The organism is Arsenicicoccus piscis, assembly GCF_022568835.1.
GTDB lineage: Bacteria > Actinomycetota > Actinomycetes > Actinomycetales > Dermatophilaceae > Arsenicicoccus > Arsenicicoccus piscis.
The window spans coordinates 572,692-588,999 of sequence record NZ_JAKZHV010000001.1; the positions used below are offsets into that span (position 1 = coordinate 572,692).

Annotated in this window: 16 protein-coding genes and 1 riboswitch; of the genes, 14 read left to right on the plus strand and 2 right to left on the minus strand. The window is 71.5% G+C overall.

Annotated elements, in window-relative coordinates:
* On the minus strand, positions 1-1,002 hold the full coding sequence (locus MM440_RS02680; protein WP_241441633.1) for a LacI family DNA-binding transcriptional regulator: 1,002 nt from the start codon (positions 1,000-1,002) through the stop codon (positions 1-3).
* Between the two features lie 187 nt (positions 1,003-1,189).
* On the opposite strand from MM440_RS02680, the gene MM440_RS02685 reads away from it, so the two are divergent.
* From MM440_RS02685 to MM440_RS02700, 4 genes are all read left to right on the plus strand, one after another.
* Positions 1,190-2,212, plus strand: coding sequence for a substrate-binding domain-containing protein (locus MM440_RS02685; protein WP_241441634.1), 1,023 nt, complete (start codon positions 1,190-1,192; stop codon positions 2,210-2,212).
* Between the two features lies 1 nt (position 2,213).
* Entirely contained in the window at positions 2,214-3,224 is a 1,011-nt protein-coding gene (locus MM440_RS02690) for an ABC transporter permease (RefSeq protein ID WP_241441635.1), read from the plus strand.
* 53 nt (positions 3,225-3,277) lie between these two features.
* Entirely contained in the window at positions 3,278-4,102 is an 825-nt protein-coding gene (locus MM440_RS02695) for an ATP-binding cassette domain-containing protein (RefSeq protein WP_241441748.1), read from the plus strand.
* 62 nt (positions 4,103-4,164) lie between these two features.
* Positions 4,165-5,223, plus strand: coding sequence for a carbohydrate kinase family protein (locus MM440_RS02700; protein WP_241441636.1), 1,059 nt, complete (start codon positions 4,165-4,167; stop codon positions 5,221-5,223).
* On the opposite strand, the gene MM440_RS02705 is transcribed toward MM440_RS02700, so the two are convergent.
* A complete protein-coding gene (locus MM440_RS02705; protein ID WP_241441637.1) occupies positions 5,165-6,403 on the minus strand; it encodes a glucose-1-phosphate adenylyltransferase family protein in 1,239 nt (412 codons plus the stop codon). The genes MM440_RS02700 and MM440_RS02705 overlap by 59 nt on opposite strands.
* A 77-nt stretch (positions 6,404-6,480) precedes the next feature.
* Positions 6,481-6,608: riboswitch (FMN riboswitch) on the plus strand.
* Positions 6,609-6,724: 116 nt separating this feature from the next.
* Here MM440_RS02705 and MM440_RS02710 point away from each other — a divergent pair.
* The 10 genes from MM440_RS02710 to MM440_RS02755 all read left to right on the plus strand — a co-directional run bounded on the left by MM440_RS02710 (position 6,725) and on the right by MM440_RS02755 (position 16,128).
* Complete coding sequence (locus MM440_RS02710; protein ID WP_241441638.1) at positions 6,725-7,339, plus strand: riboflavin synthase; 615 nt, start codon at positions 6,725-6,727, stop codon at positions 7,337-7,339.
* Positions 7,336-8,040, plus strand: a complete 705-nt coding sequence (locus tag MM440_RS02715; protein ID WP_241441639.1) for a nicotinamide mononucleotide transporter family protein — start codon at positions 7,336-7,338, stop codon at positions 8,038-8,040. The genes MM440_RS02710 and MM440_RS02715 overlap by 4 nt, the downstream gene beginning before the upstream one ends.
* Complete coding sequence (ribB, locus tag MM440_RS02720; RefSeq protein WP_241441640.1) at positions 8,037-9,278, plus strand: 3,4-dihydroxy-2-butanone-4-phosphate synthase; 1,242 nt, start codon at positions 8,037-8,039, stop codon at positions 9,276-9,278. The genes MM440_RS02715 and ribB overlap by 4 nt, the downstream gene beginning before the upstream one ends.
* Before the next feature lie 2 nt (positions 9,279-9,280).
* A complete protein-coding gene (gene ribH / locus MM440_RS02725; RefSeq protein ID WP_241441641.1) occupies positions 9,281-9,805 on the plus strand; it encodes a 6,7-dimethyl-8-ribityllumazine synthase in 525 nt (174 codons plus the stop codon).
* A 354-nt stretch (positions 9,806-10,159) separates the two neighbouring features.
* The gene (locus MM440_RS02730; RefSeq protein WP_241441642.1) at positions 10,160-11,338 is read left to right on the plus strand and encodes a transglycosylase SLT domain-containing protein; all 1,179 of its coding nucleotides are present in this window, start codon (positions 10,160-10,162) and stop codon (positions 11,336-11,338) included.
* A gap of 439 nt (positions 11,339-11,777) precedes the next feature.
* On the plus strand, positions 11,778-12,809 hold the full coding sequence (locus tag MM440_RS17220; RefSeq protein ID WP_241441643.1) for a transglycosylase SLT domain-containing protein: 1,032 nt from the start codon (positions 11,778-11,780) through the stop codon (positions 12,807-12,809).
* A 39-nt stretch (positions 12,810-12,848) separates the two neighbouring features.
* Entirely contained in the window at positions 12,849-13,244 is a 396-nt protein-coding gene (locus MM440_RS02740; protein ID WP_241441644.1) for a hypothetical protein, read from the plus strand.
* Positions 13,245-13,543: 299 nt separating this feature from the next.
* Positions 13,544-14,719 carry a glycosyltransferase family 2 protein gene (locus MM440_RS02745; protein WP_241441645.1) on the plus strand — a complete coding sequence of 392 codons (1,176 nt, stop codon included), beginning with the start codon at positions 13,544-13,546 and terminating at the stop codon, positions 14,717-14,719.
* A gap of 7 nt (positions 14,720-14,726) precedes the next feature.
* The gene (locus tag MM440_RS02750) at positions 14,727-14,915 is read left to right on the plus strand and encodes a hypothetical protein (RefSeq protein WP_241441646.1); all 189 of its coding nucleotides are present in this window, start codon (positions 14,727-14,729) and stop codon (positions 14,913-14,915) included.
* Positions 14,916-15,135: 220 nt separating this feature from the next.
* A complete protein-coding gene (locus MM440_RS02755) occupies positions 15,136-16,128 on the plus strand; it encodes a glycoside hydrolase family 26 protein (RefSeq protein ID WP_241441647.1) in 993 nt (330 codons plus the stop codon).
* The last annotated feature ends 180 nt before the right edge of the window (positions 16,129-16,308 follow it).

A 16,308-nucleotide genomic window follows, 5' to 3' on the forward strand; every position in this document is an offset into this window, starting at 1 on the left:
TCAGGCGAGGCAGCCGCAGGACTCGCGGTGCCGGATCTCGGCGGGGAGGCGCACGATCTGGGTGGGCGCCTGGGGGTCGTTGAGCCGGCGGACGAGGAGCTGGACGGCGGTGCGGCCGAGGTCGCGCAGGGGCTGGGCGACGGTGGTGAGCGACGGGCTGAAGACCTCGGCCCAGCTGAAGTCGTCGTAGGAGACCAGCGCCAGGTCGTCGGGCACCCGCCGACCGAGCTGGCGCAGGGCGCCCAGCGCCCCGATCGTCATCAGGTTGTTGCTCGTGAACAGTGCTGTGGGAGGGTCGATCTCGGACAGCAGGCGCAGGGTCGCCGACCGACCGCCATGCTCCGTAGACCCCCCGCAGACCACCAGCGCCTCGTCCACCGGGACCCCCAGCCTGGCGTGCGCCAGCCGGTAGCCACGCTCGCGGTCCTCCGAGGTGGACAACCCCGGTGCGCCGGTGACCACCGCGACCCGCCGGTGCCCCTGGACCAGCAGGTGCTCCACCACCGCGGCGCTGGACTGCTCGCTCTCGACCGCGACCTGGTCAACGCGCACCGGGCCGGTCCGGTCGATGAGCACGTAGGGCGTGGCGCGGTCCCGCAGCATCGGCAGCAGCTGGCCCTCCCACCCGCCCGACGGCGCGACGATGAGGCCGTCGACGTGGTGGGCGAGCAGGTTCGCGACGACCGTCGCCTCGTGCCGGGGCTCATCCCGCGTGTCCACCATGATCAGGCTCAGCCCGGCCGCGCTGGCGGCGAGGTCGATGCCGGAGACCAGGTCGGTCCAGTAGGGGTTGGACGCCGCGGTGAGGGCGAGGCCGATGGTGCGCGCCGACCCGGACTGCAGCGACCGGGCGATGGGGTGGTGCTCGAACCCGAGGGCGTCCATGGCCTGGAGCACCCGGCTGCGCGTCTCGGGCGAGACCGGGCGGGTGCCGTTGACCACGTGGGAGACCGTGCTCACCGAGACGTGCGCCATCGCGGCCACCGTCGTCATCGTCACCATGTCGTCGTCATCACCCAGTCGTCGTCACCACGTCACCACGTCGCCAGCTCTCTGTCAGCGATCCTCACCACCGCACGCGGGAGGCGCAAGACTTTGCGCAAAACAGGACAGGGCGGGGGCTACCTCATAGGTTGACCGCCACGAGCCCTGGCAGCGGAGCCAGGGCAGCTGCCGAAGGAACTACACGATGAGCTCCACGCTTCGCACCGTCTGCGCGAGCGCCGCGATCGTCACCATCGCCGCCACCGCGTGCACCTCCACCAAGTCGACCGACTCGAGCGGCTCGGGAGCCACGGGCTCCGCCGCCGGCGGGACGGTCAAGGTCGGCCTGGTCACCAAGACCGACACCAACCCCTATTTCGTCAAGCTGCGCGACTCGGCCAAGGCCGAGGCCCAGAAGCAGAACGCCGAGCTCATCGCCCTCGCAGGCAAGTTCGACGGCGACAACGAGGGACAGGTCGCCGCGATCGAGAACCTCGTCCAGCAGGGGGTCAAGGGCATCCTCATCACGCCGAGCAACTCGACCGGTATCCTGGGCGCGCTGAAGAAGGCCAAGGACGCGGGCATCGTCGTCATCGCGCTGGACACCGAGACCGACCCCAAGGACGCGGTGGACGCGACCTACGCGACCAACAACGTCACGGCCGGCGAGCTGCAGGGCAAGTACGTCAAGGCCACCCTGGGCGTCACGGCCCCGAAGATCATCATGATGGACGGCACGGCCGGCGGCACCGTCGACGAGATGCGCCACCGCGGCTTCCTGCAGGGCATCGGCGTGGCCGAGGGCAGCCCGCAGATCGTGGGCAAGGCCAACACCAACGGCGACCAGAACAAGGCTCAGGCGGCGATGGAGAACCTGCTCCAGCGCAGCACCGACGTCAACGCGGTCTACACGATCAACGAGCCGGCGGCGCGCGGTGCCTACGCGGCGATCTCGGCCAAGAACCTGCAGTCGAAGATCACGATGGCCTCGATCGACGGCGGCTGCCAGGGCGTGCAGGACGTCAAGGACGGCAAGTACCTCGCCACCGTCATGCAGTTCCCCAAGAAGATGGCCGAGCAGGGCGTCGACGCGGTCGTGAAGTTCGCCAAGGACGGCAGCAAGCCGAGCGGTTTCCAGGACACGGGCGCCCAGGTCATCAGCGACAAGCCGGTCGCCGGCCTCGACATCAAGGACACCGCGTGGGGTCTGCAGAACTGCTGGGGCTGAGATGAGCAGCACCACCACCGCGCCGCCCGCGGCCGCTCCCAGCAAGGAGGACCGCCGCGGGCTGGCTGACCTCTGGTTGCGCTCCCCCACGCTGGGCCCGCTCATCGCGCTGGCCATCGCCGTCGTCATCTTCTCGTTGACGTCGAGCACCTTCATGAACATCGACAACATGTCCCTGGTGCTCCAGCAGACGATCGTCATCGCCACGCTGGCGCTCGGTCAGACGCTGGTCATCCTCACCGCGGGCATCGACCTCGCCAACGCGGCGATCATGGTGCTCGGCAGCCTGCTGTTCGCCAAGCTCGCCGCGCAGGGCCAGCCACCCTTGCTCGCCCTGGTCGCCGGCTTCGCGGTGTGCACCGTGATCGGCGCGGTGTCGGGCGCGCTCGTCACCCGGCTGAAGCTGCCGCCGTTCATCGTCACGCTGGGTCTGCTCACCGTCGTCACGGCGCTCGGTCGGCTCTACTCCGACGGGAACTCGTGGCCGGTGACGTCGGACCTGCTCGGCTACCTCGGCAAGGGGAGCTACCTGTTCGGTCAGTTCTACGTGACACCAGGCATGTTCGTGATGCTCGCGATGTTCGGCATCGTCTGGTACGCCCTGTCGCACACCGCCTGGGGCAAGCACGTCTACGCGGTGGGCAACGACGAGGAGGCTGCCCGGCTGACCGGCATCCACGTGCGCCAGACGCTCTTCAGCGTCTACGTCGTCGCCGGCCTGATCTACGCCGTGGCCGCCTGGCAGGCGCTCGGCCGCATCCCCAACGCCGACCCGAACGCCTTCCAGACCGGCAACCTCGACAGCATCACCGCTGTGGTGATCGGTGGCACCAGCCTGTTCGGCGGACGCGGTGGCGTCTGGGGCACCCTCGTCGGTGCCCTCATCGTCGCCGTCCTGCGCAGCGGCCTCACCCAGGCCGGCATCGACAGCCTCTACCAGGACGTCGCGACCGGTCTGCTCGTGATCGCCGCGGTCGCGTTCGACCAGTGGGCGCGAAGGAGGGCGTTGTGAGCACCCAGCAGCACGAGCAGGATCGGGTAGAACCTGGGGCGGCCGAGCCGGTCATGGCGGCGACGGGTCTGGTCAAGCGCTACGGCAAGGTGACAGCGCTGCGCGGCGCCGACTTCGAGCTCCTGCCCGGCGAGATCATGGCGGTCGTCGGCGACAACGGCGCCGGCAAGTCCACCCTGATCAAGGCGTTGTCCGGGGCGATCGTGCCGGACGAGGGCGAGATCCGCCTCGACGGATCGCCCGTGCGCTTCCACTCCCCGCTGGACGCCCGCAAGGCCGGCATCGAGACGGTCTACCAGACCCTCGCGGTGGCCCCGGCGATGGACATCTCGTCCAACCTGTTCCTCGGGCGCGAGCAGCGCAAGCCCGGGGTGCGGGGGTCGGTCTTCCGGATGCTCGACCGCAAGGCGATGCGCGCGGCCGCCCAGGACCAGCTGGACGCGCTCGGCGTCGCCACGGTGCAGAACATCGACCAGATCGTCGAGACCCTGTCCGGTGGCCAGCGTCAGGCCGTAGCCGTCTCTCGCGCAGCGATGTTCGGCACGAAGCTCGTCATCATGGACGAGCCGACCGCCGCGCTGGGCGTCAAGGAGTCGGGCCAGGTGCTGGACCTGATCCGGCGGATCCGGGACCGCGGGCTTCCGGTGATCCTGATCAGCCACAACATGCCGCACGTCTTCGAGGTGGCCGACCGGATCCACGTGCACCGGCTCGGCCGTCGCGCGGCGTTGGTCCAGCCGGGCGACTACACCATGAGCGAGGTCGTCTCGCTGATGACCGGCGCGCTGAGCCTCGACTCCGACGGCGCCCTGGTCGACCCCTCCGGTCACCGCGCCGAGGTGGACGAGCAGGGTCACGCCGTGGCCGTCGACGGCTAGTCTGCTGTGGGGCCGCGCGGGCACACCGCGAGGCCCCACAGCGCACCCGGGAGGAGCAACTCATGGACCTGGTGGTGGTCTGCCTCGGGATGGCGAATCTCGATGTCGTGCAACGAGTCCCGGGGCATCCGCCCAGGGGCAAGAAGTCCTGGTGCGACGACGTAGAGCTCGTGGCCGGCGGTCCCGCGACCAACGCCGCGATCACGACGGCTGCGGTCCTGCGGGCGGCGGGCCGCACCGACGTGCGGGTGGTGCTCGTGTCGGCGCTCGGCGGGTCGCCCGCCGCCCGGATCGTGCGGGACGACCTGGTCACCCACGGGGTCGAGGTGGTGGACCTGGTGAGCGACCCCACCGAGGGCGTCGGGGTGGGCGAGCCGCACCAGCTGCCCGTCTCCACCGCCCTGATCGACCCGGACGGCGAGCGCACCGTCGTCGCGACGGACGCCAGCACGACCGACATCCCGCTCACCGACGAGGCCCGCGCGATCGTGGCCGCCGCGCACGTGCTGCTGCTCGACGGGCACCACCCGGTGGCGGCCGACGAGGCACTCACGATCGCGTCCGGTCGGGACGGCGCCGTCACCGTGCTCGACGCGGGGAGCGTCAAACCGCATGCGGAGCAATGGATCTCGCGGCTCGACATCCTGGCGGGCTCAGCAGACTACGCCGATGGTCTCGGGCTCGACCTCGAGGCCGCGCTGGACCACGCGATCGAGGCCGGCGCCGGCGCCGCGATCATGACCGACGGCGGCGACCCCGGCTGCTGGCGTCGGTCCGCGCACGCGCGCCTCGCACCGACGCGGCCAGGGGAGGCGCTGCACGGCGTGCTGACGCCGCAGCGGGTGACGGCGCTCGACACGCTGGCGGCCGGAGACACCTTCCACGGCGCCCTCGTCGCAGGACTGGTGCTGCACGAGCGTGCCCTGGCGCCCGCGCTCGAGCTGGCCACGGACGTCGCGACGCTGCGGGTGCAGCACGCCGGCGCCCGGGCGTGGCTGCGCCACCTGTCCACCCTGCCTGCCCTGGCCGCACCGCCCACCTTGGCGGCGCCCGAGCCCGACGTCAGACCGTCGTGCCCGGCTCCAACCGAGACCCGACCGGGATGGTCTGCCGACGGCTGATGACGCTGTCCCGCCCGACCAGCGTCACGTCCTCGTCACGGAGCCGACGGCCGGTGTGCAAGGCCCCCACCTCAGCCCCCCGCCCGACGACGACAGACTCGTCGAGCACGGCGGTGCTGACCCGAGCCTTCGCCTCGACGCGTGCCCCGGCGAGCAGGACGCTGTCCTCAACGACGGCGTCGCGCTCGACGAGCGCGCCCGGACCCAGCACGCTGCCCCGGACCGTGCCGGCGACCACGCAGCCCGGCGCCAGCACGGAGTCCTCGATCACGGCGCCCGAGCGCACCAGCGCCGGCATCGTGTCGGGCTGGTTGCTGCGCATCGGCCAGCCCAGGTCGTCGAAGAGGTCGACCCGGCCGCGCACCAGGTCGCGGTGCGCGCCCAGGTAGGCCTCGGGTCTACCCATGTCCCTCCAGTAGCCCGGCAGCGCGAACGCGTGCGTGGCACCCCGCGCGACCAGCCGCGGCAGCAGGTGCTCGGCGAGGTCACCGAGCCCGCTCGCGCCCTCGTCGTCCCCGTCCAGCTCGCGGTGCAGCGCGTCGACGAGGTCGAGCACCAGCTCGCGGTCGAAGACCAGCACCTCGGCGGAGATGGTGCCGGTCGGCGGCTTGGCCGGCTTCTCGAGGACCTGCGTGACCAGGCCGGTCGCGTCGCTGACGACGACCGCCTTGTGGCTCGCGTCCCGCTTGCTGACCTCGGTCGTCACGATCGTGCACTCCGAGCCACGGGCCAGGTGCTGCTGGATCACCTCGGCCAGGTCCAGCCGGAAGACCTGGTCGGCGCTGGCGAGCACGAGCAGGTCCACCTCGTGGGCGCGCAGGTGGTCCGAGAGGCGGTAGAGGTCGTCGGCGTTGCCCGTCGAGAAGCCCGGGTGACCGCCGCGGCCCTCCTCCGGCACCAGCCGCCGGTAGCCCCCGCTGGTGCGGTCCAGGTCCCACGGCCGCCCGCTCTGCAGGTGCTCGTCGAGCGAGCTCGCTTGGTACTGCACCGACACCCACACGTCGTCGATGCCACTGTTGGCGAGGTTCGACAAGGCGATGTCGATCAGCTGGTAGGACCCGGCGAACGGCAGCGCCGGCTTGGCCCGCTCGCGGGTGAGGACGTCCATGCGGGAGCCCTGGCCCCCGGCCTGGACGAGGGCCAGCACGGTCGGGGCGTCGGGTGCGGGGACTCGGCTCATGTCTCAGCCTAGGCACAGGTCCATCCGTCGAGCAGGATCGGCGACGCGACGTGCGTCCGGTGGCATACTGACCCCACAACGTGTTCCGGGGTCGGTGAAAGTCCGAGCCGGCGGTGACAGTCCGCGACCCTCGCGCAGCCAGTGCGAGGTTGACCTGGTGAAACTCCAGGACCGACGGTGAGAGTCCGGATGGGAGGATCACGCGCGGGTGCTCGTAGGCGAGCGCCCGTCGGTTGGTGTGCTGAGGAATTCCGCAGTGCGGCAACCCTTCTTGAGACCCCGGAGCTCGCCGTCAGCAAGGCAGAGCACGAGGGGCAACCAATGTTCACCGGCATCGTCGAAGAGCTCGGCAGCGTCGAGTCCATCGAGCACGGCCACGACTCGGCCGTGCTGCGGCTGCACGGGCCGCTGGTCGTCGCGGACGCCCTGCACGGTGCGTCCATCGCGGTCAACGGCGTCTGCCTCACGGTGGTCGACCACGACCACGAGTCGTTCACCGTAGACGTCATGGCCGAGACCCTGCAGCGGTCGAGTCTTGGTGCGCTGCAGGCCGGTTCGCCGGTCAACCTCGAGCGCGCCATGGCCGCGGACGGCCGCTTCGGCGGGCACGTCGTGCAGGGGCACGTGGACGGCACCGGCACCATCACGGCCCGCCAGGCCGGTGACCGGTGGGAGGTCGTCACGATCTCGCTGCCGCCGTCGCTCTCGCGCTACGTCGTCGAGAAGGGCTCGATCACCGTCGACGGCGTCTCGCTCACGGTCTCGACCGTCACCGACGACACCTTCTCGGTGTCGTTGATCCCCACCACCCTCGCCCTGACCACGTTGGGGCGCAAGACCATCGGCGCCACCGTCAATCTCGAGGTGGACGTCATCGCCAAGTACGTCGAGCGGCTCGTCGCCGCCGGCGCCCTCACCGAGGAGCAGCACCCGTGACCAGCTGGTTCGACAGCGCGTTCAACGCCACTCTCGTCATCGCCGGATATCCGATCTTCTGGCGCGAGATCGTCGGCAACCTCTTCGGATTCGCCTCCGCCGTGGGCGGCATGAAGCGCCGCATCTGGGCGTGGCCCGTGGGCATCATCGGCAACGCCCTGCTCTTCACGGTGTTCTTCGGGGTGTGGTTCACCAACCCGCAGCACCACACGATGTGGGGCCAGGCGTTCCGGCAGGTGTTCTTCATCATCACGAGCGTCTACGGCTGGTGGCGCTGGCGCCAGACCAGCAGGGGCCTCGGCAAGGACGCCCCCGCGGTGGTCCCCCGCTGGGCGACGAGCCGCGAGCGTCTCGCCTACCTCGGCGTGTGGGTGGCCGGCGTGGTGCTGCTGCAGTGGGTGTTCTCCGCGATCGGCGCCGGCTGGCCCGCGCCGCGCTGGTACTTCTGGTGCGACGCCTGGATCTTCGTGGGATCGATGATCGCGACCTATGCCATGGCGCGCGGGTGGAACGACTTCTGGCTCGCCTGGATCGGCGTCGACCTCGTCGGCATCCCGCTGCTGCTGCACTCGGGCTTCCTGCCCTCCGCAGCCCTCTACGCGGTCTACTCGGCGTTCGTGATCTACGGATTCTTCGTGTGGCTCAAGGCATCTCGGACCGAGCGGCCCACGACGGTGCCGCTCGTGGACGCCGCGCCATGACCACGCTCGCGTCGGTCGAGGCCGCGCTGGCGGCGCTGCGGGCCGGCCGGCCGGTGCTGGTGCTCGACGACCTCGACCGGGAGAACGAGGGCGACGTGGTGCTCGCCGCGCAGACGCTCACGCCGCAGTGGCTGGCATGGACCATCCGGCACTCCTCGGGCTACGTCTGCGCCCCGATGCCCGACGAGCTGGCCGACCGACTGGAATTGCCGCTCATGGTCTCCCGCAACGAGGACTCGCTGGGCACGGCCTACACGATCACCGTGGACGCGAGCACCGGTGTCACGACAGGGATCTCCGCGGCCGACCGGTGCCGCACCATCCAGGTGCTCGCCGACCCGGGGTCGACGCCGGCGGACCTGATCCGCCCCGGGCACGTCGTGCCGCTGCGCGCTCGCCCGGGCGGGGTGCTCGAGCGGCGGGGCCACACCGAGGCAGCCGTCGACCTGGCCCGGCTCGCCGGGCTGGCACCGGTCGCAGCCATCGCGGAGCTGTGCCACGACGACGGCACCATGATGCGGGCACCCGCCGTGATCGAGCTCGCCCGCGCGCACGACCTCCCGGTGCTCACGATCGCCGACCTGGTGCGCTACCGCGAGCGCCACGACCGGGTCCGCGAGGTCGCGCGGGCGAGCCTGCCCACCGCGCACTGCCGGTTCACGACCGTGGGTTACCGGGACCTGCTGACCGGGGCCGAGCACCTCGCGCTGCTCAGCCCGCACGGGCTGGGGTCGAGCGCGGTCCCGCCGGTCGTGCGGGTCCACTCCGAGTGCCTGACCGGCGACGCCTTCGGGTCGCTGCGCTGCGACTGCGGCCCGCAGCTGGACCTCGCCCTCGAGCGGATCGCCGCCGAGCCGGGAGCCGTCGTCTATCTGCGCGGTCACGAGGGCCGCGGGGTGGGGCTGCTCGCCAAGGTGGGCGCGTATGCGCTGCAGGACACCGGGCTCGACACCGTCGACGCGCAGACCGAGCTCGGCCTGCCCGTCGACGCGCGGGAGTACGGCGCCGCCGCCGCGGTCCTGCACGACCTCGGCGTCGAGGCCGTGCGCCTGCTGACCAACAACCCGCACAAGGCGCGGTCGCTGGCCGACGCGGGCATCGCCGTGCCGGTCGTCGAGGGGCTGCAGGTGACCCCCAACCCGGCCAACGTCCACTACCTGCGCACCAAGCGCGACCGGATGGGCCACGCCCTGCTGCCCGACCCGGTCGACCCCCGACCCCTCGCCCACGGAGGCTGACCATGGCCGGTTCCGGCTCCCCCGACCTCGCCGCCGCCACGCTGGCCGCAACAGCCACCGCGGACACCGCCGACCTGCGGGTCGCCGTCGTCGCCGCGTCCTGGCACCGGCAGGTGATGGACGGCCTGATCGCGGGTGCGCAGCGGGCGCTCGCCGAGGCGGGCGTCACCCAGGTGGACCTGGTGCGGGTCCCCGGCACGGTCGAGCTGCCCGTCGTCTGCGCCGCGCTCGCGCAGCCCCAGGGCGGTGGGCCGGCGGTCGACGCGGTCGTCGCGCTCGGGGTGGTCATCCGCGGTGGCACGCCGCACTTCGACTACGTCTGCCAGGCCGCCACCCAGGGCCTCACGGAGGTCGCCGTGCGCAGCCAGGTCCCGGTGGGTTTCGGCGTGCTGACCTGCGACGACGCCGCCCAGGCGCTGGAGCGCGCCGGCTTGGAGGGGTCTACGGAGGACAAGGGGCACGAGGCGGCGACCGCCGCGATCGCGACCGCGCTCACCCTCCGGCGCCTCCGCGCCCCCATCTCGTAGACCACTCCCACCCGATTCGTGCACCGTGCGTCGAGCTCTGATGGACACAGCGTGAGGATCGATGTGGGATCAGTCTCTATATCGCATCCACGGGTTGGCCCGCTGGACTTTCGTCGCGTACCGTTGATAACGAATCCGTAACCTGCATGAGATCTTCGTCGCGTGCTGCCACCGCGACGACCACGTGCACTACGGGTACCATCTCCCGCCACGCGCGCCGTTGCGCAAGCGGCCCTTGGACTGCCTGCCTGACCGGTCGACGCCTCCCTCACCGGCGCCGACCGACCCCCGAGCACGGTGCCGAGAGATCGTGCAGGAGGTGGCCACGTCCTGCCCCCGCACCGAACGGTACTCATGCGCCTCCCTGCCTTTTCGTCCGCGTCCACGCCTGCCCGCAAGCCGGCCTCGACCCGTGCCCGGCACCGCCGCACCACCGCCCCCTACGCCGTCACCCTCGGCCTCGTCGGCGTGGCCGCCGTCGCGGCCATCGCCAACCCGGCCGTCGGCGCGCTGAGCTCGGCCGCCGCCGAGGGCAGCAGCCCCACCACCACCCGGGGCACGTCCATCGCCACCTCCGAGGCGCTGCTCGAGCGGGCCACGACGACCGGCACCTCCCGCTCCTCCGCCCGGGCCGGCGCGATCACCGTGGCCGCCGCCTCGCCGTTCGCCGCGAGCGGGCTCACGGCCATCAACGTCGACCAGGGGACCGCCGTCCCGGCGGCACTGCTCACCGTCACCGCCAACGACTCGGCTGCGACCAAGGCGGCTCGGGCCGGCCTGGCCGCAGCCGTCACGGGCTACGACCAGACCCGCGCGGCCTACCTCGCCGCCCGCGGCGTCGAGGCCCAGCGCCAGCAGGACGTCAGGCGCCAGCTCGCCACCGGGCAGACCACGGGCGCGACGCCCACGCTCGCCAGCAACCAGCTCGCGGCCGCTCGCGAGCGCACGGTGGAGGCCGCCACGGCGCACCGCGCCGCGATCTACGCGGTCAACAACGCCAAGCAGACCATCGCCCCGCTCGTGGCGAGGGACACCGCCGCCGCAGCCGTCCGCGCGCAGGCGGCTCGGGCCCAGGCGCTCAAGGACGGGAGCCTGATCGCGCTGCCCGGCGGCCGCACGGCGCCGTCCATCGCCCCGGGCACGCCCGTGCCCGGTGGGCGCGGTTATGTCGTGATCCCCGAGGTGAGCCGGTGGATCGGCCAGGCGCTCACCACGCTCTACCAGAACGGCTACCCGGTGCAGCCGGGCGACGCCGCGAACCTCGCGATCATCATCTTCAACGAGTCGGGCGGTGACCCGACCGTGCAGAACAACTACGACAGCAACGCCGCGAAGGGCATCCCGTCGTTCGGTCTGATGCAGACCATCGGCCCGACCTTCGACGCGTTCGCCCTCCCCGGCGCCAAGGACCGGAGCAACCCCGTGCACCAGATCATGGCCGGTGCCCGCTACGGCGTGCAGACCTACGGCTCGCTCGCCAAGGTGCCCGGCGTGGCCAGCGCCAACTCCGGCGGCGGCTACCTGCCCTACTGAGACCCTGCTGATCCGGCTCGAGCCGGCGCACCGGCCCGCCGTCGGCGATACGGTAGACCTGCCGGTCGGCCACGAGGCCCCGGTGCGGCAGGGTGGGGCCGGCAGCAGGACGGGGGCGGACATGGCGGGGCACGGCACGGCACTCGCGCTGAGCGTTGCCGTCGCCCTCGCCGGCCTGGGTCCCTGGACCGCCGACCCGCCGCCGGCACCAGCGCAGACGCCGGCCCAGTCATCACCCCAGACACCGGTTCAGACGCCCGCACAGACGCCCGCCCCGACCGGCACCAGCCACGGCGAGCCGGCGGCACCAACCGGATCAGGCCCCGGCCCGACGCCTTCCCCGACTCCCGCCCCGAGCGACCCGCTGAACCCGGGCGGCGTCACGGGGACGGGCAGCCAGGTGGCCAGCGGGTCGCTGCCCACCACGAACCCTGACCTGGTGCCGACCTTCGAGCCCTCGCTGCTCGTCATCACCGACGCCGACAGCGCCCCGACGATGATCGTGCGGTCCCGGCTGCGCACGGCGGAGGCGGCCTTCGAACGCAGCCGCACGGGCTACCTCACGGCGAAGGCGCGCGCCGCGCGCACCGAGGGGGCGCTGCGCGCGGCGCAGGACCGGGTCGCCAGCCTCCCGCAGCAGGCCCTTGACGCGGTGCAGCAGACCGGCTCGGACCCGAAGCGACGAGAGGCCTGGACCAAGCAGGTGTCCGAGGTCGGCGTGCTCGGTGCGCTCGCGGGCGCGCTCGACGACGCGATCGACGCCCCGCTCGCCGCCGACAGCGCTCTCACTGCCCACCAGGGTGCCGCCACCGCACTGGCCGCGGCGGCGCGCATGCACGGTGGCAACGTGCTGGCCCTGCAGAAGGCGATCACCACGGTGCGCGCCTCGATGACCTACGACCGGGACGTCTCCGCCGCCCTCGCCGCGTGGCGGGCCCGCCAGCAGCTCGACGAGCAGCGGCTGCTGAGTGCCGTGGCCTCGGCGCGCGCCACCTCCCAGCTGGCGCTCGCCGCCGAGCTGGAGTCGGGCCTGCGGGTGGCCACCTCCGACGGGCAGGTCGTGACCTCGATCAAGCCGGGCACGACGCTGCCGGGCACCGGGCGGCCGGTCTCCAAGGAGGTCAGCACCTGGATCGCGGAGGCGCTCGCGGTCCTCTACAAGACCGGTTTCCCGCGCGGGAGCGACGACGCCCTGCACCTGGCGATCATCATCGATCACGAGTCGGCGGGCCGGCCGACGGCCATCAACCTCACCGACAGCAACGCGCTCAAGGGGGATCCGTCGTTCGGGCTGATGCAGACCATCGGGGCGACCTTCAGGGCGTGGGCGCTCCCGGGCTACCAGCTCAAGGGTGACCCGGTCGCGCAGATCATCGCCGGCGCCCGCTACGGCGTGAACCGCTACGGCTCGCTCGCGCAGATCCCGGGCGTCGCGGCCGTGCTCGCGGGCCAGCCCTACCGGCCGTACTGATCGTGGGAGGCGTCCAGGCGCGACGGCTACGGTAGCCCCATGCTCGTGCCTGTGCTGCTCGTCCTCGGTGTCCTGCTGCTCGGCCTGGGCGCCTGGTGCTGGACCGGACCGGAGCTCGCCCACGGGCGCTCCACCTGGGACGACCGCGAGCGGGTGCTGCTGCTGGCCACCCCGCTGATCGGCCTGGGGCTGGTGCTCACCGCGGTGGTGCTGGCCGTGCCGCTGCTGCACCACGGCTGGTGGTCGACGGTGGCGCTGATGGTCCTCGGGCTGGTCGCCGTCGCCGTGCTGGTCGCGACCCTGGCTCCGCTGTCGCCGGCCTGGCTGCCGCGCCGGCTGTGCGAGCGCCATGACGACGATCGCGCGTACGTCTCGGCCACCCGGCGGCCCAAGCCCGCCAAGCGGCCGGGGCGAGGTCCGTTCGAGCTGCCCTGACAACACTGCGTGACGGGGCCTGAACAATGCGTCCAACAAAAGCGCGGTCCAGACCCCAGCAAATCGGACGTACAATGCTCATATCACCCAGTGCATAACGCTGTGTATGTGACTCGGTGCGACGCGTCATAGTCCGTTGTGAACGGTTGAACCATCCATCAAGTCGACCGTCCGTGCTCTCCCCGCTCCCTACTTTGTTGGTGGAGGGGATGCCCACCAAGAATTCGGATCAGGGATTCGGTGGGCTTCAAGAAAGCATTCTCAATCCCGAGAGTGCTCGTCCTGGGGAGAGACCAACAATGAGCATCGACGAAGTGACCAGCGCGGCCGCACCGGCCGTCGGGACGGCGCCACTCGGCCGCGTCCACGTCCTGGTCCCGGCGCACAACGAAGAGGCGGGCATCGAAGCCACCCTCGCCGCCCTGCGCGCCCAGACCTACCAGCCGGCGACGGTCACGGTGATCGCCGACAACTGCACCGACCGCACCGTCGAGCTCGCTCGCGCCGCCGGCGTCAGCGTGGTCGAGACGGTCGACAACGTCCACAAGAAGGCCGGCGCCCTCAACCAGGTGCTGCACGAGCTGCTCGACACGCTCGGCGACGACGACCTGGTTTTCGTCCAGGACGCCGACTCGGCACTGGACAACGCGTTCCTCGAGAACGCCGCTCGCTATCTCACGGCCTTCCCGCAGCTCGGCGCGGTCGGTGGCACGTTCCGTGCCCAGCCCGCCGTCCAGCGTGAGGGTTCACCCGACGAAGGTGCCGGCGCTCACCTCGCCCGCTCGACCTGGAACGCGAATTCCCTTCTGCTGCAACACCTCCAGGACAGCGAGTACGCCCGCTACGCCCGAGACGTCCGCCGCCTCGACGGCAAGTGCCTGGTCGTGACCGGCACCGCCGCGATGTTCCGGGCGCGCATGCTCCAGGACCTGTCGCGAGCCCGGCTCGACGGCCGGCTCCCCGAGGGCGACGGGCGTGGAGGGATCTACGACCCGCGGGTGCTGACCGAGGACAACGAGCTGTCCTTCGCGATCATGCACCTCGGTTACGAGCTGCTCGCTCCACCCAGCTGCACCCTCACCACCGAGGCGATGCCGACCTGGCGCGAGCTGTGGAACCAGCGACTTCGCTGGAAGCGAGGTGCGGTCGAGAACTGCGTGCAGTACGGCCTCACCAAGATCACGGCGGCCTACTGGGGCCGTCAGCTGCTCACGATGCTCGGTGTCGTCATCACGGTGCTCTACCTGAGCGACCGGACGCTGACCATCGCCCTCGGCGCGTTCCACGTCCAGTGGCTGTGGATGGGGATCACCCTCATCTTCATGCTGGAGCGGTTCATCACCGTTCGCGACAAGGGGCTTCGCCATCAGCTCGCCGCCTTCACGATGTACGAGCTGCCCTTCGACCTGTATCTGCAGGCAACCCACGCCAAGGCATACGCCGACGCACTGATCCGCACCGAAAGGAAATGGTGACCACGCCATGTACAACAACCCTGCTCCCGTCTTCGCTGCCGGAACCGCCGGAGGTCTGACCTACGCCGGCTTCGACAACCTCTACTACGCCATGGGCACGTTCGCTCTCATCGCCGCCTTCTCGGCCGTGAAGCGCGTCGCCCCGGTGTTCCGGAACAAGGCCGCTCGCGAGCGCGCCGAGATGCTGTCCCTCTGATCCAGGGCTCAGCGTCACACCGAGCCGTCGGTCCCTCCCTCCTCCCCGGGACCGACGGCTCACTTCTTTGCCTCCACTTTCCTCATCCATGCACGGACGGTGATCGCTATGTCACTCTTAGTACATGTCAGGTCACTCACCGTCACCTTTCCTGTCGCGCCGCACCCTGCTCCAGGGGCTCGGGGCGTCGCTGGCCACGGGCGCGATGGGAGGGTCATTCATGACTGACGCCAGCGCTGCCGCCGCTCCTGCCGCTGCTCCCGGTGCTGCGGGTGCCGCGGGTGCTCCCGGTGCTGTGGCCGGCACGCCCATCCACTACGGGTCGTGGACCCAGGGCATGGATGCCAAGCCCGCGCTGCTCACCGAGACCGGCCGCACGATCGGTCGGCCGATGTCGATCGCCAGCATCTTCCGCGGCAAGGGCGACACCTGGCCCTACCCCGGCGACGTGCAGCTGGGCTCGGGGCGCATCCTGCTCGTCTCCTGGTCGCTCGAGGACTGGGGCGGCTACGCCTGGTGGGCCGCCGGACACGGCGACGCCATCCTCAAGGAACAGGCCACCCGGCTGAAGGCCTACCGCGGCACCGTGGCGCTGCGCCCCTGGGCCGAGATGAACGGCGACTGGGCCGCCCACCAGCCGCTCCCGGCCGGCGGCCAGCAGAAGGCCCGCGGCGGCACGCCCGCGCAGTTCAACGCCGCCTGGCGCCGGGTCGTCACCCTCTTCCGCCAGCAGGGCGTCACCAATGTCCGGTGGGTCTTCAACCCCACCACCGACACCTACGCCGGCACCACCGACATCCGCTCGATCTGGCCCGGCGCGGGCTACGTCGACGTGCTCGGCCTCGACGGCTACAACTGGGGCGACGGCGCGGGGCTGCGCTGGCGGTCGTTCACCGACATCTACACCGAGCAGTACCGCCGCCTGGTCGCCCTGAAACCCGGTGCGCCCGTGTGGATCTGCGAGATCTCGTCCGCCGACCCGACCAGCCGCGGCGCCGGCCCCGCCGTCTCGGCCCCGGCCGGCCAGTCCAAGGCCCGCTGGTGGCTCGACATGCACGCCGCCCTGCGCACCGGCTTCCCCGCCGTGCAGGCCGTCGTCCTCTTCGACGCCAACAAGGAGCGCAACTGGCTGGTCCGTAGCTCCCCCGCCGCCGCCACCGGCCTCGCCCAGGCCCTCCGCACCCCCGTCACCCGCCCGAGTCTGGCGCTGTAGCTCCCTCCGTCGCACCACCACGCTCGGCTCTCGCGGCCCGAGGGGCGAGGCCCGGGTAGCGCAGACCCGAGGCGGCACACCCGTGCCGTTCGGACTGATTCATGGCCCAAACCAGGCGATTTGCACGTTCTACACGGCGTGAATCACTCCGAAGCGCACGCGCACCGGCCCGAGCGAGCC